Below are 25,058 nucleotides of genomic sequence, written 5' to 3' on the forward strand. Positions count from 1 at the left end.
ATAAAAACAGAGTATCTATCCCCTATTATTCCAGTGGATAATGACTGACATGTCGCTCCATCGCGGAACGGAATTCAACCGGAGTTCGGCCTGTATATTTCTTGAATAACATATGAAAATATTGTCTGCTCCCCACGCCCACGTAATCGGAAATTTCGGAGATTGGAATATTGGTCTGCTGCAGCAGCATCTTCGCCTTTTCCATTCGCAGCATCGTGAGATAATCGGTAGGCGTGCGCTGCATGTGCTGGCGAAAAATACGGTGCAAATAGCCTGGATGCAGATTCACCGCTGCTGCGATATCCTTCATTTGAATATTACGATCCATATTGTGATGCATGAATTCAATCGTCCGTTTTACGTACAGCTCTAGCTCTGTCTGATCCAGCGCACTTCGGTTGATTTCCCCGCGAAGTCGTGCAACCCGAACCAGCAGTTGGATAAACAGCGTGCGTACCAACGTACCTTGCTCAGGCGACTTCAAATCACGTGCTTCGCGATGATGCGAGCGTTCCTCCGACGGTATAACTCGCATGGGTGCAGATGGTCGTCCCTGCTCCATCAGTCCACGCTGATCCAGCTCCAGCACCAGGCTTTTCATAATGTGGTACACCTCTTCGGGATCAGGCAAAACCAGATAAGGCGAGGCTTGTGTTAGAAATTCATGGACTTCCTCCTCTTCCAGCGCGAGCTGGCGAATAGAAGGCTGGCCTGGCTCCGAGCTGGCAACTCCAAACTCCACATTCAGCATGCGGCACGGTACCCCATCCTTCACCAGCAGACGGTGCGGAACCCCCGCGTCCAGCAGAATGAACTGCCCTTTTTTCAATACTGCCTGTTCTGAGCTGCCATCCGGCATCTGTACATCGACCCTGCACATTCCCGAAATAATGTACATGATCTCTGTGGAATCATGATCGTGATAGGACATCTGGTAGTTGTCCCATTGCTTGTAATAATACGCGTAGAAACGCGGTCCATAGTCCTCCAAGCGCAGTTTCTCCTGAAACAGACTGCCTGTCGAATGTTTTGCTTCCAATGCCTGCACCTCCGTTGCTGCAACGATCCTCACTTTTCTCCATTGTAGCAAGTCTCGGCGATGTATTTCACCTATGCAAAAGAAAAATCATTGCGATCATAAATTAGATAATCGTATAATTAGTTATAAATCTAATTTATTTTCATCTAATCTATAAGTAGGAGGTCTGGAGACCATGAAAACTACATTTTTACTTGTGAGGCATGCATTAAAAGAAAAGCGCATCGGTGATGTTCCCCTCACATCCGAGGGAGTAGTACAAGCTGAGTCAACGGCACTTCATTTGGCTAATGTACCTGTCACCAAAATCATTGCAAGCCCACTTCGAAGAGCGATCAATACTGCGGCGCATATTGCTCTCAGAACAAAAATTACAGTGACAGAAGACCCGCGTCTGCGGGAACGCGCCAACTGGGGTGACTTGCCTGAACAAACAATAGAAGAATTCATTGCCATGTGGGACCGAACCACAATTGATCCAGACTACCTCCCACCCGTGGGTGATTCCTCTAAGCAGGCAGGCGAACGTTTGGCCTCTTTCCTAACGGAATTGACAAGTGTAGAGCCACCTGATAGCCATATCGTTATCGTTACTCATGGCGGGTTAATTACAGATTTTCTGGTAAACATCTTTCCAGAGTATGAACTTAACGTCTGGCATCCTGCTTTTATCGCTATGCAAAGTCAACTGATTCCCGAATGCTCCATCACCACATTGATTCATGAAAACGGGAAATACACCATTCAAGATTTTGCATCCGTAGCTCATTTGAAATGATGATGTCGACTGTTGCTTCAGTTTAGCCATATCCAAAAAAACTCCGGGTAACCTCCCGTACGTTAAACGCACTGAGGTTACTCCAGAGCTTCACTTTAATACAACAGCAAACACTTCCTATAACAGAATATTACTTTTGAAAACCTATCGCCTTTTACTTCTCACTTTTCACCCTTACCCGACTTGGGCGTGTGGAACTTGGGCAGCGTAACCTTCGACCAGTCGATATCGGATGCCATGTAGAAGGATGGGTAGGACGGCTGATTGTATCCACTGTTCTGCCCGGCAATGCCGACACGATACATCGCATCGTGCATCAGCGTGTACAGTTTACGATCGGTCTTCTCGGTGCTCAGGTAGATGCGGATCGCCGAGCTGTCCTCAGTTCTCACCAGCATTTCTTCCCGCCAGTCCCCGAAGATATCCGCTACGAGAGATGGCGTACCTTTGGTATAATTGTTGGTCAACGTGCCGGTCGCGGTCAACAGCGTACCCCGATTCCAATCTTTAATCGCAGGCGTGACATTGATGGCACCGTCTACGATCTGTGTTGTCATATCGGCGGCCCATCGTATATTCATATTTGTGCCAGGGGCTTTATCGCTTATTTTCTCACCGCTGGCTGTCCACAATCCTACCGCCCATGTCTCCAACCCGCGGCGGGTCGGGTCCACATCACCGATCATGCCGCGTCCAGTGTCTTTGCCCGTATATCCGCCATAGATCACTTCCCCAGTCTTCGCATCTCGCAGGGAATATCCGTATGGCGCCCAAGGACCACCCTCATGCACCATGAAGATCTCCAGCCCCGGACGATCCGGATCAATATCCGCTACATGAAGCGCATCCCCGTGGCCCAGACGTGCGATCGTTCCCGGAGCAGCACTCTCCGCAGGCATCAGGTCCTTGGAGCTGTACAGCACACTGCCATCATGATCAATCGTGGCCGAGCCGTACACAATCTCCTGTTTACCGTCTCCATCCACATCAGCGACACTGAAATAGTGCGCGCCTTGCGTTGTAATGGAGCCATACACCGGGTCTGTACCGTCCACCCCATGCGGACCGTCATTGAACGGGTTCTTCATGGGTGTCCATCCACTGTCCACTTTCCATTCACGCTTGAGCTTTTTGCCATCCCAGTTATAGGTGACCATGGTGGAACGTGTGTAGTACCCGCGTGCAAAGATCGCAGACGGTTTCTTCCCGTCCAGATATGCCACGCCTGCCAGAAAACGATCTACCCGGTTGCCTGGTTCAATACGCGCCATTGCGTAATCGCCCCACATCAACCCATCATCCTGCCGTCCCGGCTCATAAGGAATGGTCTCCAGCTCTTTGCCCGACTCTCCTTCGAACACCGTTACATACTCAGGTCCATCCACGATAAAACCTTCGAACTTGCGCAGCTCATTCTTGTCACTGCGGCTTGGTGCATACACATCGATGAAGTAATCGGCCAAACTCTCAGCATCCTTCTGAGACAATGGATAGTTATACTTTTTGGCAATCCCAAAAGCTTCCTCCAACGTAGCAGGCCAGTTGCCTTTCACGACCTCTTCATGTTTATGCCAGTTCTTGAACATATCCACGACATGATCATAGTAGCCTTCTGCACTTAACCGGTAATCATCTTCGTTGGAGTATCCTGCCTTGCGATCCTGCTTCGGAAGGGTGATGTATTTCTCGGAAGTGACCTTTCCTTTTTTGTTATATTTGATTATCTTGGTTCCCGGTGCGGTCTTGAACATCATCTCAGCCTTGCCATCCCCGTCAAAATCATAAACGAGCATCTGTGTATAATGAGCACCCGAACGGATATTAACCCCGAGATCGATCCGGTACAACAATTGTCCGTCCAGCGTGTAACAATCCACGTACGTTTTACCGGTGTAGCCTTTTTGCGAGACATCCTTGGAGTTGGAAGGGTCCCATTTTACAAAAAACTCATACTGTCCGTCCCCGTCCACATCGCCCACACTCATGTCATTCGCAGAATACGAGTAGGCTTCTCCGACAGGCGTCACACCATCGGCCGGTTTTTGCAAAGGAATATCGACGTAGCCGTTCGCCCAAGGTTTGACGGATGCACTGCGCTTGCTCTCCTTGCCCTTCTTGCTTACCGCTGCCACTTCATAACGGGACGATGATTTGCCTGCGGAATCAACATAGTTAGTGCTGTCGGTAACCGTCGCAATCTTCTTGCCATCCCGATATACGTTGAAATCCGTGCCTGTCAGACCTTTATCGCTATACCCTGTGGCCTCGTCACCAAGCAATCTCCAACTGAGAAAAACACCCTCCGAAGTAGACGCCGCAACCAGACCGCGATCAAGATACTCAAGCTGAATGTCTTTCAAAGAACTCCCTCCCTTATGTGACTGCACGCTGGCCTCAGCCGTGCTGTTATCACTGGAAGCTGCTGCTCCGCTCGCACCCGCTGTTCCCGCAACGAGCAAAGCAACGCTTAGTGCCGAAGACAGCATTTTGGCTGCAAGCGGCATACGTACCTTCCTGCGATTGGAGTCCATACCTGAAACCGATCCTTTATGTATCGGCGCTGTTGTTTTGGATTTCATCGACCTTCACTCTCCTTGAGACAGAATGGGTGATGCTTATGGCTGTGCTTGGATCGTGGCGACATCCGTCAATCTATACAGACGTTCATATTCTTCAAATTTCACTGAATGCGCTTACAAAAATATAAAAGAAAGATCTCCCGCCTCAACTGAATTTCTTGACTCCGTCCCCCTTCCATTCCATCTCCATCAGAGCAGCTTCATGCTACCCATCGGGTATTATTATAGACATCCTACCTGCCGCGACATAGGCAAATATCCGTCCAAAACGATCAATATTCAGTGTTTTTAGAAGACATTTTAGGAAATCAAACCAACGAACAATTCAGTCTCAAGGCTGATTCAGGCTCACCGCCAATTCTTTTGGAACGAATCTCACACACCCTATTGGGGCGTAAAACTCCAACGATGAATTCTAACGAACCTCAGTAACCTTATTCGGACCAAAACGGGGCTATGCGAGTCAAACTCCACCCAAATTCACTAAATAGCGTGTCTAGAATTCGTTAGAATTTCCAACTTAACCAAATCACCTATATAGCCTTCGCTCTGTTCGTTATAAAAGAAAAAGGGCTGTCGCCACAGATCATTTCCATGATCAGAGGACAGCCCTGCTTCATACGTCCGCTTACGCATCCCTAATTTCGGATCTTCAAGCGGCTCTTAAACACTTCCATCAGCGAACTTCATTTTTCACAACCGAACCAACTGTATAACATTCCTTTTAAGGCTCAATGCCCCAGACCAGAGTATCGCCTTTGTAAAGGGTCACCTTGTTCCAATCCTGATAGGATGTTTTGGTTGGATCGAAGGAGTAATCATTACTCTCGTCAAAGTTGGACCAGTCTGTTTTGTACATCCGAAGCTGGATGTCTCCAGTCTGTCCACCAGCCTGAATGCTGCCAGCGCCAGATGTGAAACTCAGTTCCACATAGGAGTCGGTGAATGTGCGCTGGATGTTGGCTCCACCAACTTGAGCGTAATCGATAGCAGAATCCATTGCAGCAGAGCCTTCTTTGGAGAAGTAATACCGGATCTTCAAGTCACTCAGATTCACAGCGGTGCTGCCCAGGTTTTTGATGTTGAAATACGGTTTGATCTGGCTATCCAGAGCATTGGTATCTCCCGCACGATATTGCAGAACCAGATCACTGGTCGGAACAACTACACTTTGCGGTGTTGCAGAAGCTGCCGCAGAATTGGCACTTTCCCCGGCAGCGTTCACGGCACTAACCACATAATGATAGGTCGTTCCATTGGTCAGACCTGTATTCGTGTAGGATGTGCCGCTCACGCCAGCAGCAACCGTAGTGAAGGGACCCGATGCACTCAACGCTCGTTTCACGTTATAACCTGTCGCTCCTGCCGAAGCCGCCCAGGACAAGCTGATTTGAGCATTGCCTGCCGTAGCTGTCAGCGCTGTTGGTGCGGCAGGAGCAGTCGCGCCTGCAACCGGCACAGCACTTTTTACAGTCGAGTTTGCACTTTCACCCACGGCATTCACGGCGCTAACCACATAATAGTAGGTTGTCCCGTTCGTCAAGCCTGTATTGGCATACGATGTGCCGCTCACATTGGCAGCAACGGTTGTGAATGGACCAGAAGCACTCAGCGCCCGCTTCACGTTATAGCTCGTCGCTCCTGCGGAAGCCGTCCAGCTCAGGGAAACCTGTGCGTTGCCTGCAGTCACAGTCAGTGCTGCCGGAGCTGCTGGAGCCGTCGTTTCTCCACCTCCATTATTGCTGGCCGGAAGAACAGGGAATGCATTTTGCACCAGCATGACGAATTGATCATGGAACCAGTGGCCAGATACCGGAGCGTTAGGCAGTGCACCCGTCAACACACCATCACGAGTTGTAAAGGTAGGATCACACATCCGGTCAAAGCCCTTGCCTTCATTGTTCGGAATTTCCGAACTGGAACCGTCGGATTCACCCGGAGGCTTGACCCACACATATGCATCCAGATGAGCTGGTCCTGGTGCTGCCTTCGGTGCTTCACCTATGCCTGCTCCACTGGCATTACACCAGTTCCCCCGATGCTCCCGGCGATCTACACGTCCGGAATTCACATAATCGTTGATGTTGCTGCCCGTAGCCGATGCAGGACGGTTAACCCCGCCCCAACCATTCCGGCTGGTATCAATCAGGAAACCTGTGCTGCTTGGCCAGCCAGCTTGTACGAAATCGGCATACAGCGCAGCGGTGAAATCGGTTTCGTCAAAATAAGGATTCCACTCATAGAACTTGGCGGATTTAATCGGTTGTCCACCGATATTGAGATCCGGGTTGGACAGGTTCGGCTCTCCCAGCGGTGTCGTGTTCGCTGTATTCGTAATGAAGCCATCCGCACTGTTCAGACCTGCAGCTGTCCCTTGCACAACACTTGTATACAGCGCGACTGCTGCAGAACGGTTGTTATCCCACCCAAGCCAGCCGGAGTGGCCGATATCCAGATAGTTGTACACATTCGGAATGGCGTGCAGCTTGTCCAGTGCATACTTCACACCCGCCTCATAGATACCTGTTGAACTGGCTTGGCCACAAGCTGGTGTACTCAGGTTGGTCACAAGGTTAGGCAGACTGTCCGGTTCAATGACTGCAATAATGCGAATATCTTGATACTTCGGATCTGCGAAGATATCTGCGATCACATCAATATAATCCGTTTTATACGTCTGCAGGGCCGCCTGTGTTAGTGGAAGTTCACCATTGGAGGCCAGTGCATGACAATCCCGCCCAGGCAAGTTGTAAATAACGAATGAAGCGGTAATGGGAGTACCTGCCTTCTTTTGCGCCAAGGCGGCATCCAGATGCTGCTCCACACTTTTGCGTCCGGCATTGTCTGTTCCACCATTAATGGCGGCAATACGGTCGATCCAGACTGCTGTTGGATAGGATTTGACCGTTTCCATCTTGGCTTTTAGCGCTGCATCACTGGTGAGAGCGATGGACGTATCTACGAGAGCGGAATAATCCTGGTTTAAATACGATGTAGCTCCGACAAACGGATTATCCACATGGGCTTCAGCCGCCTGAGTTACTCCTGGAGCCATGCCCGGGAAAATCCCTGCCGCGAGCAGCGTTGCTGCCAGCATTTGTTTTACACTTCTGCGAAGCACCTTTCCGCCTTTCGATAAGGTTTTCGATCTTGTCATTAGGGTACCACCTTTCCTGTAATTGGATTGGGTATATACTCATGTCTGATCCTCTGTGTCGGCAAGATGCTATGCACGGTAGAGAACGTATAGATGAGCTGTAGGAACTTCACCTCCATGAATGTAGTTCAATTGGGGCAAGCTAGGTCAACAACAATAAGGTGTGAAACAAGAAACAGAAATGATGGTGTCTTACACTGAGGTTAAGTGACAAAGCAAGGGGGTAACATCTGTAGGTGTGTGGGGGTGATCTTCGGTGAACGGCTTTCAAGGCATTGCTCAGACTTTAATAAAGTAAGCGCTTACTTATGAGGTTTTAAAAAAAGGCTTACCCTCGATACAAACCTCACATCGCGTGTCCACCTCCTTATGAATCGATTATACTCCATGTAAATATTACTGTAAATTGAATTTATTAAAATTTATTATATTTAATTCCATAAATCATGCAGGAATTCCGATATGTCCCTCCCCAAGCCAGAAAAAAGGCCCATCACGGGCTGATCCCCCGTAATGAGCTATTTCACATGGCATATTCTCATGCTCTCTTTTTATGGAAGCACCACAATATCTCCCGGTTTCAAACCGTTCAGTACTTCGGTCTTGTCATCTGTCTCGATGCCTGTTTGAATACTCTGCTGTGCATACTGCCCGTTGCCCTGATCCAGCATTACATATGCCGTATCCTGATCTCGCATGACCGCCAGCGTGGGAACGACCGTCGCTTTCTCCTTGCGCAGCGTTTCAATCTTGCCTTCCAGACTCAATCCACCGATCAGCTTGGCGTTTGGCTTCAGATCAATGACAATTTCGAATTGGGAGGGCTGCTTCAGATCTGTTTCCGTTCCCTTTTTGGCAAACCTGGCGATTTTGCTGACCTTTCCGGTTAACGGAACCTCCTTATTGCCCGTCATATGTACGCTTACAGGCATGCCTGTTTGGATTTTGAATAGCTCCTGCTCGCTAATGGTCGCCACAAATTGTAGTTTGCCCGTGTCCACAATGGTACCCACATACTGACCTTCGCCCACCATCCGTGTCTTCGTCTCCGTATCGTTCATCAGAAATACACCGGATACCGGCGCGTACACGGTCGATAAACCAATCACCGCTTTCTTGGCCTGAACCTCCTGCTCCTTTACAGCGATGGATTCCTTGTTCATTTCGTTGGTCAGTCGTTTTGTTTCCCGCTCGGCGAAGGCTTTCTTCCGTTCTTCCTCGGTAACCCCCAATTGCTCGGGACCTTCACCCTGAGTAAGACCAATCTCATTCAGTTGAGCTTCCAGCCTCGATTTCTCAATATCGGTCTCCAACTGCTGCACTTCCGTCTGCAATGCTTTCGAATCAAGCGAGAACATGACCGCTCCCTTGTGAATGGGCTCCCCGTTCTCCACATTCCACTGCTTTATTTTCGAGGCAAAAGGAGCGTAGACATCCGTCTGTTTGGCATAGGCCGACTTGCCTTTGACCTGAATTTCCTGCGTAATCGTCTCCTGTGTGACTTCAAATGTGATGGGCTGCGGGGCCTCGATGGGCGCTTCGGGTACCGGTTTATATTGCTGGTACAGAAAGTATCCAGCGCCTGCGAGAAGTCCGATCATGATGATTCTCTTTATCCATTTGCTTATTGCCGAGTTCTTCATTGCCGTATGTCCCTTCATTGAATCTGTCTGTTGATTCTGTCTGTTCAATCTGTCTGTTGAATCTGTCTGTTCAATCCCTAAACTTTGCTTCCCCTGTATCTCTGTTTTATTTATGCCGATTTAATCACCTGCAACGCATTTGTACGTGAGGCGCTAATCGCTGGATAGATTCCCGAGAGTACTCCGGTTAACACCGCAAACGCTATACCAGCAGGCAGGGCCGACGTCTGAATAATTACTTGAAGAGGTGTACTTGCCTCCATCGAAATTTGCCCTTGGAGCAGTCCATTGACCCCCTGGATGGCTCCGTAAGCGATGAAGACACCCACAATGCCGCCCAACACTCCAAGTACAGCAGCTTCAGTAATGAACATCTGTCTGATCTGCCACAGATTAGCTCCCAGCACCTTCATGACGCCAATCTGTTTGCGGCGCTGATGCGTGGACATGATCATTGCAACGATAATGGACAGCGAAGCCAGCAGCATGACGAATATGCCAATGCCCATAGCAGCCTTCTGATACATGCCGAGCTGCTCCTTCATCGCCTGCTCCTGATACAGATTGCTGTCTGTCATCAGTGTCAGCTTCTTAATCTGCGCCTGCACCTGTGCCACATACTTTTTGTCCTCCACCTTCACGAGCGCCGAGTTCAACCGTCCTGCTGCGGCGGCCTGTGCCTGACTGCTCTGGAACTGTTCGGCGAGCATCCGTGCGGTTTCGAGGGAAACATAGACCTTTTTGTCATACATGGCATTGTTCTCACTCATGCCGGCAGGCACCTTCAGCACACCCGTCACTCGCAAAGGCGAACTTGTTTTGGCTTTGGACGAATCATTCATGTCCTGATATTTCAGGTTAAACTGTGCCTGAAACAGCTCGGTTTGGGTAGACATCAACGTCATATACTGCTGTAGAAACTCGTCATTAAACGAATCCTCCATGAGCTTGTTGTTCAGTTCGCGTATCACCTCGGCGTCTACAAGCCCGAAGGTTGCACCGTAATTCACAATAGCGGCTCCGCTGATCCCCGATGCCCCGCCTTTGTCAAAACGGTAGCCAAAACGACTCAATGATCCAAGCTCTGTACCGATGACTTCCACATTGGAGCTTTTGCCATCCAATGTAGACATCTCCAGCATATCCAGCTTCAGCATCGGAGCAACGGCGACAACATGCGGAAGGCTGGCAATAATATCGATTTTTCGAGCCGTTAGCGCTCCTCGTTCGAAGGTGGGCGTCTGCCCATTGCTTCCGCCCGAACCGATTCCCTCATTGGGAGACACCGTAATCTCATCCATTTTGTAATTCTCGTTTAACGTTTTTTCACCATAGACTTGTACCGACTGCCCCACACTTAATGCGATAATCATGGCCGCACAGCCGATGGACAGACCAATCATGCACAGTAGAGTAACCACCTTCCTGCGCACAATCTGTCCCCATGACATTCGCAACACATCCAGAACTCTCACAACCGCTCTCCTTGCTCTATTGCCTTGGACGGGCCACTTTCCACCAAGCATCCGTCCTGCAATGTAATGACAACCTGCATCTGCTCCGCCACTTCAGCCTCATGCGTGACAATAACGAATGTTGTATGCATCTCCCGATTCAGCTGTTGCAAAATGGAAATAATCTCTTCCTCCGTTCGTGTATCCAGATTCCCGGTAGGCTCGTCCGCGAATATGACGGACGGCTCCGTAATCAGTGAACGCGCAATGCTGACACGCTGCTGCTGCCCTCCCGATAGCTGGGAAGGGAATAATTCGGACTTGTCGACAAGGCCAACCTGTTCCAGCAGGTGCATCGCCTTTTGCTTACGCTGTGATGGGTGAATGCCCTGAAATACGAGCGGCAGCTCCACATTTTCCCGAATGGTCAGGTTCGCCAGCAGCTCATACGCCTGAAAAATAAAGCCAATATGTGTCCGGCGAAATTCCGCCAGTCGGTTCTCACTCATACGTACAATATCCTGATCTGCAATAAGGATCTGGCCTGTGTCGGGCTTCATCAGACCTGCCATCAGATGCAATAACGTCGATTTGCCTGAACCGGAGCTTCCCAGCAGTGCAACCATCTCACCCTTACCCACGGATATGTTAATGTCCTGCAACACGGGAACAGTCCCTTGTGTATTGCGGAATGTGTGTGACACCTGTTCTACTCGCAGCATGAATCCGGCTTCCTCTCATCGATGTAATAGAGGTAATTATAGCCATCAGATGTATCGGTCCAATCTGGACTTGTATCCAATTTGTAAAATCAGTCTTCAACCAAATTGAATCAAATGGAGATCTGGGGATTTATGAAAAATGCCCGCATAACAAAGAGCCCTATGGGTTCAGTCCTTAACATAGCGACTTCATTCCATAGGACCCTAGTATCTGAGCATTCCATATTCACATCTTTACCAAGCACGGAAGCTAAACCGATATAACTCGCTTTTTTCCATGGAGCTTCCGACAACAAAAAGATTGCTGTCATTCCATTTCAACTTGATAAAATAATTGATATTCCGATAGATAACTGTATCCGACCCCAGCTTGCGGTCATTCAGATAGGCAATGTGCACTTCGTTCTTCTGTCCTTCGAGCGTCAAAAAATAGGCAATGCGGGACTCCTCCTCATCCAGATCGAAGCTCCAGATGGGACCTTTGACCAGCAGCTCAAACTTCTTGGTATCCGCTCGATATCTGTACAATCCTTGTTCGTCATTGATCATGCCCTGAATCAGCATATCCCCATTCTTCAATACCTTAAATTGCTGGATATCCTGGGCAGGAGTGTATGCGGTGATATCATTTTTATCGTTAAGAGAGAAGCTATAGACGGCGTAATTTTCTTTCAGTTTGACCAGCACATACACCCGTGATAGATCCCGGCTGATCTCATATAAATCCAGCATAATCAGGGTATCATCCGTACTTGAAATGTTGCTCGTCTGTGCAACCTTGGCAGCTAACTCATCATAACTGTACAATTCATGTTTCTTTCCTGTCTTTAGCTCCACCATGTTGAACACCAGATCATCATATCCGATGTAGGATTCATTGCCTACAAAGACGCGTGAATAGGAATTGTCATTCTTCAGCTTGCGATGTTCTCCTGTTTTCAAGTCATATTCATAGGTTGTCTTCTGCGCCTGAGTCGATCGGTACTGTGAATAAATCAGCTTGCTCTTATCCGGACTCAGGGTAATGCCATACTCTGTATTGGTGGCGATGTCCTTCAAGAGATTATCATCCATATGCAGCTGTGACAGCTTGATCCCGGTATAGGAACGATCCGGTCGATTCAATATGACTGTGTTGGAATCAGCTACCTCAAAATCATAGATGGCAAAGTCATTGGGCAGCTTGGTAGCCGACTCAATCTGAATGGTGCTGCTTGGCGGCGGGGCGAGGCGGCTGTTGAACTGTTTATCCGGCAGAATGACGGTTCTGGGCTTCCCATGTCCAATGCTGAACAGACTACCAATGCCAAAAATACCTCCGACAAATACAATCAGCAAACCGGATAACATAAGCATATCGCGATGTCTGCTCCAAAATCCTCGTTTCTTCATACGTCCCATTCTCCAGGCAGACTGATATTCACCTGTGTTCCCTTGTTTAATACACTCTTCATCTCCACCGTTCCCCCATGCTGCTCCACCGTGTTTTTCACAATTGACAAGCCCAGCCCGGCGCTTCCCTTCTCTGTCCTGTTCATCCCGTTATCCCGATAAAAGGGTTCAAATACATGCTTCAGCGCTTCCTCCGGAATGCCTTCTCCTTCATCACGAATCAGTATGGCTACCGAATCTCCCAGCCGAAACGATTGGACCTGAATGATGGAATTCACATTCCCGTATTTGACCGAGTTATCCAGCACATTCAAAAAAACTTCCTTGAGCTTGTTCCAGTCCCCCTGGACATACAGCAATTCTTCCAGTTCATAGCGAATGCCAATATTGTACTTGCCCGCCTTGATGGACATGTCTTCGCAGGCTTCCCGAATAATATTCGATACATTTACCCGCTCAAAACGGAAGGTCTGAATCGGTGTGGACGATACGGTCACTTCCAGGATATCCGCAACCATGACGTTGAGGCGTTGGCTCTCGTTGATAATATATTTCAACCCTTTATCGAAGAACGCTTGATCCGTAAATCCATTATCCCGCAGAATCTGGGCATACCCCAGTATCGTGGTCAGCGGTGTCTTTAATTCATGCGTCACATTGTCAAAAAAAACCTTGTTGCGTGCCTGCAAATGCTTGACCTCATCCCGTTCTCTCTCAATCACGTCAATCTGCTCCTTTACCCGAGCAATCATGACCGTAAAGCTAGAAGCCAGCTCTCCAATCTCATCCTTCGTGGAGATGTGGATGTCTGCATTCAGGCTGCCTTGTGCAACTTCTGCTGAACGTTTTGTCAGCACACGAATCGGCTTCGTAATCTGGCGTGAAATAAAGACAGATCCTATGAAAACAAACACAAAAATGACGGCTGCAAAGCCCTTGATGGTGTTCTGAAAGCGCAGATGCCGTTTGAATAGATCCGTATAATCCCTTTCCAGCTGGATAATGCCAAGGATACTCCCCTCCGACAGCACAGGGAAAGACAGATTCCCTGTTACTCTGCCTTTGTCCACCACGGTTGTATAGGCGATCTTTGATTTCATGGCAGCCTGTAGATCAGAGGTTTGAGCAGCAGCCAGCTTCGCCTCCGCACCCGTGCTGCTAAAGGGATTGCCATCAGACCGATAGACCCTGACCTTGCCGCCTACTGCGGAGCCGATCTGTTCTGCGAGGTCCCGATTTCCTGTTCCCAGGGAGTCCTCACTAATCCGTTTGTTATGAATCAGGAAGTATTGATTGAGCGCGATATCCAGATTTTTTTTGGATTGCACCATGTCCTCCTGCACTTCCCTGTACATGTTCTCCTCACCCACTTTATTCGAAATAATGAGCAAGGCCGAAAAACCAATAAATACGATGACCGAGAAAAGAACGACCATTTTGAACTGGATCGTCCACTTCATGTATGCACCTGAATATTCAGTTTGTATCCTACGCCGAAAACCGTCTCGATAAGTGAAATCCCCTGCTCCCCACTATCCAGCTTCTTGCGGATTCGCTGAATATGAATATCTACCGTCCGGGTATCTCCGGGAAAATCAAATCCCCATACTTTATCCAGCAACTCGGACCTCGTATGTACTTTGCGGTGATGGTTGACCAAATATAAGAGCAGATCATACTCCTTATTGGTCAGTCCGGCGCGTTCCCCATCTTTCCAGACTTCACGCTCATCCTTGCGGATCTCAATATGTCTGCCAAGCCGCACCACTTCATAAGACTGATTCTCCAGCGTCTCGCTGATTAGATCAATCCTACGGAAAATGGCCCGAATGCGAACAACTACCTCACGAATGTCGAATGGCTTGGTAATATAATCGTCTGCCCCCAGCTCCATGCCGAGCACCTTGTCCAGCATATCGGACTTTGCCGTTATCATAATCACGGGAATCTTTGAATTCACAGAAAGTTGTCTGCACACATCGAATCCGCTCATATCCGGCAGCATCAGGTCCAGCAGGATCAAGTCTGGTCTGGACTCTCTGAGCAAATCCAGGCCCTCTCTACCTGTTGCTGCTTCGGTCATCTCAAATCCTTCCTTGCGCAAAGAATAGGACAGGATATCGCGAATGGACTCTTCGTCTTCAATAATCAAAATCTGTTTCGCTCTCATGATGAATCTTAATCTCCCTGCTCTATGAATTTCATCTGCTTTATATTTTGTATCTCTGCTCCATGATTGAACAGAGGTTCACCGAAAATGTTACAACTCGGATACAAGTCTGGCGTCTTTGGAAACATCATCCCTATATACTATGGAACATAGAGAACAAACCAGACCGGAAAAGGCCAGATCGGTATCCAAAGGGGAAAACATCACGTGAACAAAACAACCATTCATGATGCTTATGTAAACTATAAATCAGAAGTGACACGGTATCTATCTCAGATCGTCAAAAATCAACAGGATGCAGAGGATCTCACGCAGGAGTGCTTCATTCGAATGATGAATGTATCGGCAGACATTCCGGAAGACCGGCTACTCTACTACCTCAAAAGAATTGCCCGTAACCTCGCCATGGATACATTCCGCAAGCGAACCCGCACACTAAGGCGGGACAGTAGATTGGAGATGCAGACCTATCACTGTGATACCTCCGAGTTGGAGATTTCCGAAGGTGTTAACGACCTTGTGTCGGTCATTAACAATACTGAACATCGCAAAATTCTTGAATTACGCGTGATTCACGGGTACAGCATCAAGGAAACCGCACAGCTCGTCAACCGCAGTGAAGGCATGATCAAATCCTCGGTATTCCATGCCGTCAATCGTATTCGGGCCAAAGTCATCTCATAAGAGATGGCTTTTTTCATGAGCAGAAATGACGTGAAATCAACATCTAATGTTAGAAAGTATCAAAATTTGATAGATGGAGCATGACAAAGGACTCATTTTTACAAAAGTCGAGTTCGTTTTTACAAATTGTTATGACTATGTGAGATTTTGGTGTGTTAGAATATGGACGAACTCATGTTTCAACTAATATTTGGGAGGGATTTGGTTGGGTAAATTGACACGTATGCGAGGAGTATGGGTAAAATCACTCCTGGCATTGTCCATGGCATTGCCGCTTCAGATCGGATTGTGGAACGGAGATGCAACGGTTCAGGCCGAATGGGCAACAGACCCTGCACCGTTCATTCAAGCGAAGGTTGTTAACGGAAATGCAGGCAAGAAAGTACTGTTCGACAATACTCATGCACAGACAGCCGGAGCAGCTGACTGGGTCATTGACGGAGGCTTTTCTGACTTCGGCAATGCACTCGCGAATGATGGATATTATGTAAAGGAACTGCGCAAGACCACTCCTTTTACCTACGACGATCTGAAAGAATATAACGTGTTTGTCATCGCTGAACCCAATGTTCCCTTCAAAACAACAGAACAGGCAGCCATGAAAGAGTATGTAGAAAAAGGCGGCAGCATCTTCTTTATTGGAGATCACTACAATGCTGACCGTAACAAAAACCGCTGGGATGGTTCTGAAGCGATTAACGGCTATCGTCGTGGCGCGTTTGAAGATCCAGCCAAAGGCATGAGCACAGAGGAGCGTAACTCTGAGGCTATGCAGAATGTAACTAGCAGCGACTGGTTGTCCGATAATTTCGGCGTACGCTTCCGTTACAACGCATTAGGCGATATTAACGCCACTAACATTGTGCCTGCTGGACAGGCATTTGGCATTACGGAAGGTGTATCTGCTGTAGCCATGCACGCAGGATCTACACTTGCGATCACCGATCCAACAAAGGCTAAAGGTATTGTATACCTGCCGAAAACGAATGCAGCTTGGCCGAACGCTGTTGACCAAGGCGTATACAACGGCGGTGGAGTTGAGGAAGGTCCTTACGTAGCCGTATCCAAGCTGGGTGCAGGTAAAGCAGCGTTTATCGGGGATTCCTCTCCGGTTGAAGATGCTTCACCGAAGTATCTGCGCGAAGAGACCGGTGCTCGCAAAACAACGTATGACGGCTTCAAAGAAGTGGATGACGGCAAATTGCTGGTCAATACCGTTAACTGGCTTACTACGCAAGAAAATTACACTAGCTTGACTCAAGTAAGCGGACTTCAACTGGATAATGCAACAGCATTGCTTCCGTTCGAACAACCTGCTGCTTCCACAGAACCACAGGCTGAACCTTGGGCCGCACCAGCTGCAGGATACAAATGGTATGATCGTTCCACATTCAAAGCAGGTTCTTATGGTGGACCAGCTTCAAGCGCGAACGCTTCCTACAGCTTCGTGAAGCAGGAAACCCTGCCTAATGCGGAGGATTTCCAGATCCGTGTGGTTGTAGAGAACATGCCTGCTAACACAACCGTTTCCGGTTACAGTGCAGGAATCTATCTGACGGGCGGAACACAGGTCGCCATGATTCAGAATGAAAGTGGTACATGGCCGACTTCTTACGGATATAGCTCCAACTTTAGCGTAACTTCCGACAGCAAAGGTCGCGCAATCAAGGACTTGAATGTCCGCATTAAATCAGGTACAACGGGCGCTGCCAGCCTGCGTCTGCGTCTGAACGGCAGCAACCTGATCACGACTGCAGTTACCGTCGGCAATGTTCCGGCTGAGCAGCTTCCGGAAGAAGAAGGACCAATCCCGGCAACGATCAGCATTGCTGATGCACGCACCAAAGCAGCTGGTTCAACGGTTACAGTTGAGGGTGTCGTTACTACAGAGCCAGGTGCTTTTGGTGGACAATCCTTCTATCTTCAAGACACAACCGGCGGCCTTTATGTTTTCCAAAGCACTGGCGGCTTCCACGCTGGAGATGTGGTTAAAGTAACAGCAGCAACGGCGCTGTACAACAGTGAATTTGAGCTTACGGATATCGTAGCGATCGAGAAAACGGGTACAGCCTCCATCCCTGCTGCCATTGAAGTGCCAGCAGTTACGGCTGCAAACCAAGGTCAACTCGTTCAATTGAAAGAAGTAACTGTTGAGAACATCATTAGTGCAACACCGGTAGGTTCGTTTGAATTCGATGCAGTTGCAGCGGACGGAACAAGCACGCATGTACGTGTGGATACACGCACAGGTGTAACGCAAACGTCCTTCCCTTATGCAGCAGGCGATAAGATCAGCGTGACAGGTGTTGCCGCTATTTTCAAAGATGTATTTCAACTGAAGCCTAGAAGCTTGAACGATTTCGTAGCAGTTGAAGAAGGCGGCGAAGAAGGACCTTCTACGCCAGCTGTTGGCGCACCAGGTAAACCGGCGCTTACATCCAACAATGGTTACAGCAACGGTCTGTCCGAAGGATCTTATACCGTTACGATGAACCTTTGGTGGGGTGACAATGGCACTAGCTATAAGTTGTATGAAGATGGCGTGCTGATTGACACACAAAAGCTCACAGACGCTACCCCAGCAGCGCAATCGGCCCAAACTACGATTAATGGCAAAGCTAACGGTACTTATACCTATGTAGCTGAGCTGACGAACTCCAAGGGTACAACTCGCAGTGAAGTACTCACGGTACAAGTTGCGAATGCTGCCCCTGGCAAAGCAGTTCTCTCCCAAGACAATTGGGATGGGGACGGTAACTACAAAGTGACGATGAATCTGTGGTGGGGAACCAATGCAACAGAATACCGTCTCTATGAGAATGGTCAACTGATCGATACCAAAGCACTGAACGCAGTAACACCTAATGCACAAAGCGCTGTGACAGATGTATCCGGTCACGCGAATGGAACGTACACGTATCGCGCCGAGCTGATCAATGCAGCGGGTGTGACAAGCACGGAAACGATTACGGTACAAGTAACGAAATCCGCTGTATCTTTGCCAGCAGCAAGCTAGGTCTCAATAAGGAATGACTAACGTTTAACCAAGCATAGAAAAAGCGAAGCAAGTTTCCCGGGACTCCAGGCACCTTGCTTCGCTTTTTTGCTGTTTTTTTCTGTTATTTTTCTCTTAAGATGAAATTCTCTTCAAAGTTGTTACCATTCATATCTGTCCACTCAATGACAATAGTTTGGTCTTCATTCCTACTAACCTGTGAACCTCGTGTTCGCGTTATAGGGAACTTTATAGAATTTGAAGCTAAACCTCCATCTTCCTTTCTAGTTATCCTTCCTTCATTGATGTTAATTTTATAATTTTGAATATCTTCTAAATTATCTTTTTTATAAAATATAGTATACTCCCCATTTTCCGTTCTTTCATTTGTTACTGTCGTATCTAGCTCGCCTCTCCAATGATCACTCTCTCCCATGAGATTAATTCTTGTTTGCATTTTTGAACAACCAGTGAGAGACATGCCGACTATTAAAATAAGTATAGATATAGAGACCCATAATACGTTATTGTTTTTTCTCACAATTTACCTCCATTACTAAATTTATAACTATACAGTATCATAAGATGAGTCTACTTCTAAAACAGTAATTTCATATAGACTCAATATTTTGCTGATATTAACTTCCTATATAATGCAAAAAGCAGCACCTGCTATTGCATGGGCTGCTCTTCCGATAGAACACCAACGGAGTGAAACATATCCATCATGTTCTTTATTTTATTCCTTGATTAGCAAGCAAACTTTACCTTTACTTCTCTATACCAGCTTCTTGCGAATATACCCCGAGATCAAATCGATAATCGTGATCATCACGATAATACCCAACAGGATAATCCCTACTCGCGGCCAATTCCGCGTACTGAGGGCAAAGATCAGCGGGGTACCGATCCCCCCTGCCCCAATTACACCCAGTATGGTCGCAGAACGCACATTAATCTCGAACCGATACAACGTGTAGTTAAGGAATCCAGGCAAAACCTGTGGCAGTACAGCAAACCACAGCTGCTGCATGCGAGTTGCTCCGGAAGCTAGCAACGCTTCAGAAGGACCATAATCAATATTTTCCACTTCGTCAGCAAACAGTTTACCAAGCATCCCGATGGAATGCAGTCCAAGGGCGAGTACACCCGCGAAAGAACCCGGGCCCACCGCCTTGATGAACAGCAAAGCCATAATAATCTCAGGGAACGTACGGATAAAGCTGAGCACCATTTTGCCCGTACTCGATACAGGACGGAAGCTGCTCATATTCCGGGCAGACCAGAATGCAAACGGGATACATAATACGGCGGATATGACGGTACCCAGTACGGAGATCGCCAGCGTATCCAACAATCCTCGCAGCAAATCTTCACCCTCAGGCAGATAAACAAAGTCCCAATCCGGGGAGAAAACCCCAGCGATAATTGCCTTCATGATCTGACCAGCGGTTTCCTTCAAACCGGTAAACGGCACACCGGCAAGTGCCCATGCGTACACAAGTATAAGCAAGATTACAATAACCCAGCGAAGCGGGTTCTTCCGTGGTTTGCGCCGGATTACGCTTGTTTCATTTTTCATCATAACAATTTCTCCCGCAGCTTAGTACTTACATAATCAATGATCAGAACAATGACAAGGGTAAACAGAATGATCACACTCGTTTTGTCATATTCCAGGAATCCAAGTGTTGCTTCATAATACAGTCCGATGCCCCCTGCACCAACCAATCCGAGTATGGCAGCGGCACGTACATTAATCTCAAAGGCATACAGTACATAGGAAGTAAACTGGGCGGCCAGTTGGGGCACCACGCCATAAACAATCAGTTGAATCCGGTTCATGCCTACAGCCGTCATCGCTTCAAGCGGTCCCTGATCAATCGTTTCCAGCGTTTCGTAGGTCAGCTTGGCAATCAGTCCCACCGAGAAGACGGCGAGTGCCAATATACCAGGAATCGGTCCCAGTCCAAACACTGCAACGAACAGCGCCGCCAGCAGCAGGTCAGGCACGGTACGAATCAGGTTCAGTACGAAGCGAGCCGGATAGTAGATCCAACGGCTAGGCATTAAGTTGCCTGCACAGATGATCGAGACCGGAATTGCGATGATCGCACCGATCGTTGTACCGATCAGAGCCATACGGATCGTCTCCAGCATGCCCTGAACGATGTTGTCAAAGTAGCTCCACCGCGGCGGGAACATCTCACGCAGCAGATCCATCATGTTCGGCAAACCTTCAAACAGCTCACTGAAGCTGGCATCGGTCTGTCTTGCACTTGCCCACAAAAGCAGCAGAATGATGACTAGCGTGAGCAGATGCTTGGTACGCCCTGGTGGTTTGGGACGATGGACAGCCGAATTCGAGCCTGTGCCAGGACGCTTTCCCTTTCCTGATTCGTTCTGCAAGGATCCATCTATCGATACGTTTACGGGTTGCTTCATACCAGAACTTCTCCCCGCTGTTCCTGTACAGCCTGTTTATCCAGCAGCTCGTCTGCCAGAATAGGTCTGCCATAAATTTCTGCAAAACGCTCATCCGTTGCTTCGGATACCGGACCATCAAACACGACTTCGCCGGCACGCAATCCAACAATACGGGTCGCATACTCTCTGGCTAGATCAATAAAGTGAAGGTTAACGATCGTTGTAATACCGAGATCCTGGTTAATGCGTTTCAGATCATCCATTACCTGTTTCGTTGTGAGTGGATCGAGTGAAGCGACAGGCTCGTCTGCCAGAATGATTTTAGCTTCCTGTGCAAGCACTCGGGCTATGGCCACCCGTTGCTGCTGCCCACCGGACAACTGATCTGCACGGGAATAGGCTTTTTCTTCGATATTTACCCGTTCCAGTGCTCCAAATGCGAGTTCTGTATCTTCTTTGGGAAAACGACCCAGAATGGTACGCATCGTGGAATGATATCCCACGCGTCCAGCAAGCACGTTACGAAGCACACTGGAACGTTTCACGAGATTGAAGCTCTGAAAGATCATGCCGATATCCCGGCGGATCATGCGCAGTGACTTGCCATGAGCTTTGGTGATCGACTTGCCATTAATCAAAATCTCACCTTCACTGATATCATGAAGTCGGTTAATGGAACGCAGAAGCGTCGATTTTCCCGCACCAGACAAACCAACGACGGCAATGAACTCTCCTTGTTTAAATTTCAGATTAATATTATTCAGGCCCTTGGTGCCGTTAGCGTATGTTTTCGTTACGTTGTGAAGCTCAATCATGGCAGTAATCCTTCTTTCATTAATATGGTATTTCGCAAGGTCACGCTCTAATGGGACAAGCCAGCGCAGCGTATGTCACGCTGAACTGGCCTGCCCGCTGTACCAATGAAGTTATCCAATGAAAACATAATCAATGCATTGCGATCATTAACGTTCTTTCTTTTGACAGAAAACTACTCGGTTTTTACTTTCTCGCCGTACTCACGAACGATATCAAACTTGCTGTCATCCGACTCTACATAACCTTCATGTGTGTAGATTTCTTTGATAATTTCGTGACCTTGTGGATCTTTACCGATGTCGATGAATGCTTGTTTGATCTTCGCTGTCCAATCTGCATTCATGTCAGTACGTACTGCGATCGTATCGTTAGGAATAGGCTCAGTGAACGCCAGTACACGAGTATCTTCAAATACAGTCGGGTAATCTTTCGCTACCGTGTTACGAGCATCTTGGAAAATCGCTGCAGCATCAACGTCGCCGTTCAGTACTGCCAGTACGCCTTGGTCATGGCCTTTAACTGTGATTGGTTGTACATCTTTCAAAGGATCAATGCCTCTGTCGAGCAACAGGGCTGCCGGCCATACATAACCTGCGGAAGAAGTTACGTTTTGGTAAGCGATTTTTTTGCCTTTCAGATCCTCAACGGATTGGATCGGCGAGTCTTTTTTCACAATAATCATGGATTTATACGAATCTGCCAGTTGCTCGGTTGGAGCGCCAGTCTCATCATTTACACCAAAACGTTGTGCCTGAAGAATAACTTCAGCTGCGCCTTTTTCTTTGGCAAGTACATAAGCCGTCGGAGGCAGGAAACCTACGTCCACTTTATTGGAAGCCATTGCTTCAATAATTGTGTTGTAGTCTGTGGATACGCTGACCTTCACCGGGATACCCAATTTGTCACCCAGCAGCTTCTCGAGCGGTTTTGCTTTGGCTTCGAGTGTATCTGCATTTTGTGATGGAACGAATTGTACAGTCAGCTCAGTCGGCACGTAACCTTCAGCGGCTTTGTCTGTCTCTGCCGTGTCAGTACTGGATGAATTCGAGCTCGTATCAGCCCCGTTAGCCGAACCTGTTGTACTACTGTTAGACCCACAAGCACTTAGAAACAGAACCAAAATCAACAATGGTAAAAATAAAGCAGACTTCTTCAAGCGAACACCCTCCAAAGAGTTTCTATTTTTCATTACTTGTCTACTATAGTCGTCAATTATTTGCGCGATGTGAAACGAAATTTGGAGTTTTGTAAAGTTTCCTGTCAGGCTGTCAGAGCGGCTTTGATCTGTTAGAATAGCCTCATTACGGTTGATAATACAAATAGAAATGGTGAATTCCCTTGTACTCTGCCGCTAGAATGACCTGTGATTAGATATGTTTAAACTTATATATTTAGAGGAGATTGTAAAATGACATCCATACCAACTACGGCAAACGTCGACATCATGGTAACCAGTGACCTTCATGGAGCCATTCGCCCCATACATTACAACACCAATGCTTATCGCCCAGCCGGACTTGCTTTGCTCGCTTCGCTGATCCGACGTGAACGGGAGCGTTCACCCGAACTGCTGCTCGTGGATAACGGCGATCTGCTGCAGGGCTCTCCCTTGGCCTCGTATGCTGCTTCCTTTGTTTCGAATCACGAAGTGCATCCCTTCATTAATGTTCTGAACGAACTGGGCTATGATGCAGCCGTGATGGGCAATCATGAATTCAACTACGGCCAGGACTTGCTGCGTAAAGCCGTTGAAGATTCCCATTTTCCTTGGCTATCCGCAAATATTGTTATGAATCGTCACAAGGAAGACTACGAAAGTTTAATTGAACAACACAGCGCCGACGATCATCCGTCGTATAGAACTTATCAGGATGACACGGTCGTGATCCATTCATATGAAGGGAATCCTGAAAAAGAAACACGGGTCATTGCACCTATTGGAGCAGGCATACCCGCCTTCGGTCCTCCCTATCTGATTAAAACCTTGTCTTCAGGCGTTAAAATTGCTTTGCTGGGTGCAACGACGCACTATATTCCGAACTGGGAGCATCCGAAAAATATAGAAGGTTTACAGTTCCTTGATGCTATGGAGACTATTCGTGCGTGGGTTGGTTATATTCGTGAACATGAACAGCCGGATGTGCTCGTGGTCAGTTATCATGGTGGTTTTGAGAGCGATCTGGAGACGGGCGAACCTGCCGAGCGGTTAACCGGAGAAAATCAGGCGTACGCCATCTGCCGTGACATTGAAGGGATTGATGTTCTGCTCACCGGGCATCAACATCGTCAGCTTACCGCTGACATTCATGGAGTGACCGTAATCCAGCCTGGATTTAGTGGGAATGGCGTGGGTCATGTATCCATTGAGTTGGACCGGTTATCGAATGGAAAGTGGCAGATTGCAGACAAACAGGCTCGCTTGTTGCTCTTGGATGAAAATAGTGATGTACAGCCCGATGCGGCTGTTATGAAACTGACGGACGAGTTGGAAGCAAAAGCACAGGCATGGTTGGACCAGCCGATTGGCGAGGTGGCCGGAGACTTGTCCATCACCGATCCTGCCGCATTGCGGCTCGCGGCGCATCCCTTCATTGCTTTTGTGCATCAGGTGCAGATGGAAGCAACGGGAGCTCAAATCTCCAATACCGCATTACTCAGCGAAGAAGCGCGTGGGTTCGGTTCCCTCATTACCGTTCGGGATGTGTTGTCCAACTTTATCTATCCCAATACACTGACAGTGCTGGAGCTTCGTGGTCAGGACATTCGGGATGCATTAGAGCAAACGGCGCGTTACTTTGAAGTGGAGGCTTCAGGCGAAGTAGTCGTTAATCCTGCTTACATGCAGCCGAAACCACAGCATTATAATTATGACATGTGGGCAGGCGTCGAATATGAGCTGGATATCTCCAAACCTGTGGGAAGTCGTGTGGTGAAGCTGGAGCGTGAGGGCATACCTGTTGCGATGGACGCGACGTATTCTGTAGTGATGAACAGTTATCGCGCGGCAGGTGGCGGTGATTATGCGATGTATCCAGGCAAAAAGGTACTTCACGAAGGCGCCACGGATATGGCGGCACTGGTGGAGGATTATATTCGCAGACATCAACCACTAACAGTGGAGCATGCGAATAACTGGAAGGTAATTTAATTTTCAAAAATAAAAGTCAAGCCAGTATGTATTTTTAAAAAAGTACAATCACTA

General features: G+C 48.1%; 18 protein-coding genes. 4 read left to right on the forward strand and 14 right to left on the reverse strand.

Annotated elements, in window-relative coordinates; genetic code table 11:
• Positions 1-25 precede the first annotated feature (25 nt).
• Positions 26-1,039 (reverse strand): AraC family transcriptional regulator, encoded by a 1,014-nt coding sequence (locus HW560_RS33185; RefSeq protein WP_179265686.1) that lies wholly within the window; start codon positions 1,037-1,039, stop codon positions 26-28.
• 175 nt (positions 1,040-1,214) lie between these two features.
• Here HW560_RS33185 and HW560_RS33190 point away from each other — a divergent pair, with 175 nt between their 5' ends.
• On the forward strand, positions 1,215-1,817 hold the full coding sequence (locus HW560_RS33190; protein ID WP_179265687.1) for a histidine phosphatase family protein: 603 nt from the start codon (positions 1,215-1,217) through the stop codon (positions 1,815-1,817).
• A 161-nt stretch (positions 1,818-1,978) separates the two neighbouring features.
• Here HW560_RS33190 and HW560_RS33195 read toward each other — a convergent pair whose 3' ends face one another.
• The 8 genes from HW560_RS33195 to HW560_RS33230 all read right to left on the reverse strand — a co-directional run bounded on the left by HW560_RS33195 (position 1,979) and on the right by HW560_RS33230 (position 14,934).
• A complete protein-coding gene (locus HW560_RS33195) occupies positions 1,979-4,321 on the reverse strand; it encodes a rhamnogalacturonan lyase (protein ID WP_179265976.1) in 2,343 nt (780 codons plus the stop codon).
• A gap of 799 nt (positions 4,322-5,120) precedes the next feature.
• Positions 5,121-7,553 (reverse strand): glycoside hydrolase family 6 protein, encoded by a 2,433-nt coding sequence (locus HW560_RS33200; RefSeq protein WP_179265688.1) that lies wholly within the window; start codon positions 7,551-7,553, stop codon positions 5,121-5,123.
• 551 nt (positions 7,554-8,104) lie between these two features.
• Positions 8,105-9,154: an efflux RND transporter periplasmic adaptor subunit gene (locus tag HW560_RS33205; RefSeq protein ID WP_179265689.1), complete on the reverse strand. Its 1,050-nt coding sequence runs from the start codon at positions 9,152-9,154 to the stop codon at positions 8,105-8,107.
• A 152-nt stretch (positions 9,155-9,306) separates the two neighbouring features.
• Complete coding sequence (locus tag HW560_RS33210) at positions 9,307-10,671, reverse strand: ABC transporter permease (RefSeq protein WP_090893757.1); 1,365 nt, start codon at positions 10,669-10,671, stop codon at positions 9,307-9,309.
• Positions 10,668-11,372 carry an ABC transporter ATP-binding protein gene (locus HW560_RS33215; RefSeq protein ID WP_179265690.1) on the reverse strand — a complete coding sequence of 235 codons (705 nt, stop codon included), beginning with the start codon at positions 11,370-11,372 and terminating at the stop codon, positions 10,668-10,670. The genes HW560_RS33210 and HW560_RS33215 overlap by 4 nt, the downstream gene beginning before the upstream one ends.
• A gap of 234 nt (positions 11,373-11,606) precedes the next feature.
• Positions 11,607-12,764 (reverse strand): hypothetical protein, encoded by a 1,158-nt coding sequence (locus HW560_RS33220; RefSeq protein WP_179265691.1) that lies wholly within the window; start codon positions 12,762-12,764, stop codon positions 11,607-11,609.
• A complete protein-coding gene (locus HW560_RS33225) occupies positions 12,761-14,224 on the reverse strand; it encodes a sensor histidine kinase (RefSeq protein ID WP_090893751.1) in 1,464 nt (487 codons plus the stop codon). Before HW560_RS33225 ends, HW560_RS33220 begins: the two co-directional genes overlap by 4 nt.
• Entirely contained in the window at positions 14,221-14,934 is a 714-nt protein-coding gene (locus HW560_RS33230; protein WP_090893749.1) for a response regulator transcription factor, read from the reverse strand. Before HW560_RS33230 ends, HW560_RS33225 begins: the two co-directional genes overlap by 4 nt.
• 207 nt (positions 14,935-15,141) lie before the next feature.
• Between HW560_RS33230 and HW560_RS33235 the strand changes: the two genes are divergently transcribed.
• Positions 15,142-15,618 carry an RNA polymerase sigma factor gene (locus HW560_RS33235; protein WP_111620387.1) on the forward strand — a complete coding sequence of 159 codons (477 nt, stop codon included), beginning with the start codon at positions 15,142-15,144 and terminating at the stop codon, positions 15,616-15,618.
• A gap of 205 nt (positions 15,619-15,823) precedes the next feature.
• Positions 15,824-18,634: a chitinase N-terminal domain-containing protein gene (locus HW560_RS33240; protein WP_373564971.1), complete on the forward strand. Its 2,811-nt coding sequence runs from the start codon at positions 15,824-15,826 to the stop codon at positions 18,632-18,634.
• Positions 18,635-18,737: 103 nt separating this feature from the next.
• Here HW560_RS33240 and HW560_RS33245 read toward each other — a convergent pair whose 3' ends face one another.
• From HW560_RS33245 to HW560_RS33265, 5 genes are all read right to left on the reverse strand, one after another.
• Positions 18,738-19,154: a hypothetical protein gene (locus tag HW560_RS33245; RefSeq protein WP_179265692.1), complete on the reverse strand. Its 417-nt coding sequence runs from the start codon at positions 19,152-19,154 to the stop codon at positions 18,738-18,740.
• A 237-nt stretch (positions 19,155-19,391) separates the two neighbouring features.
• Complete coding sequence (phnE, locus tag HW560_RS33250) at positions 19,392-20,198, reverse strand: phosphonate ABC transporter, permease protein PhnE (protein WP_179265693.1); 807 nt, start codon at positions 20,196-20,198, stop codon at positions 19,392-19,394.
• Positions 20,195-21,058 carry a phosphonate ABC transporter, permease protein PhnE gene (gene phnE, locus HW560_RS33255; RefSeq protein WP_257031555.1) on the reverse strand — a complete coding sequence of 288 codons (864 nt, stop codon included), beginning with the start codon at positions 21,056-21,058 and terminating at the stop codon, positions 20,195-20,197. The genes phnE (HW560_RS33250) and phnE (HW560_RS33255) overlap by 4 nt, the downstream gene beginning before the upstream one ends.
• A complete protein-coding gene (gene phnC / locus HW560_RS33260; protein ID WP_179265694.1) occupies positions 21,055-21,855 on the reverse strand; it encodes a phosphonate ABC transporter ATP-binding protein in 801 nt (266 codons plus the stop codon). Before phnC ends, phnE (HW560_RS33255) begins: the two co-directional genes overlap by 4 nt.
• A gap of 173 nt (positions 21,856-22,028) precedes the next feature.
• Positions 22,029-22,979 carry a phosphate/phosphite/phosphonate ABC transporter substrate-binding protein gene (locus HW560_RS33265; RefSeq protein ID WP_373565025.1) on the reverse strand — a complete coding sequence of 317 codons (951 nt, stop codon included), beginning with the start codon at positions 22,977-22,979 and terminating at the stop codon, positions 22,029-22,031.
• Positions 22,980-23,264: 285 nt separating this feature from the next.
• Here HW560_RS33265 and HW560_RS33270 point away from each other — a divergent pair, with 285 nt between their 5' ends.
• Entirely contained in the window at positions 23,265-25,004 is a 1,740-nt protein-coding gene (locus HW560_RS33270) for a bifunctional metallophosphatase/5'-nucleotidase (RefSeq protein ID WP_179265695.1), read from the forward strand.
• The last annotated feature ends 54 nt before the right edge of the window (positions 25,005-25,058 follow it).

The organism is Paenibacillus sp. E222, assembly GCF_013401555.1.
In the GTDB taxonomy this organism is placed as follows: domain Bacteria; phylum Bacillota; class Bacilli; order Paenibacillales; family Paenibacillaceae; genus Paenibacillus.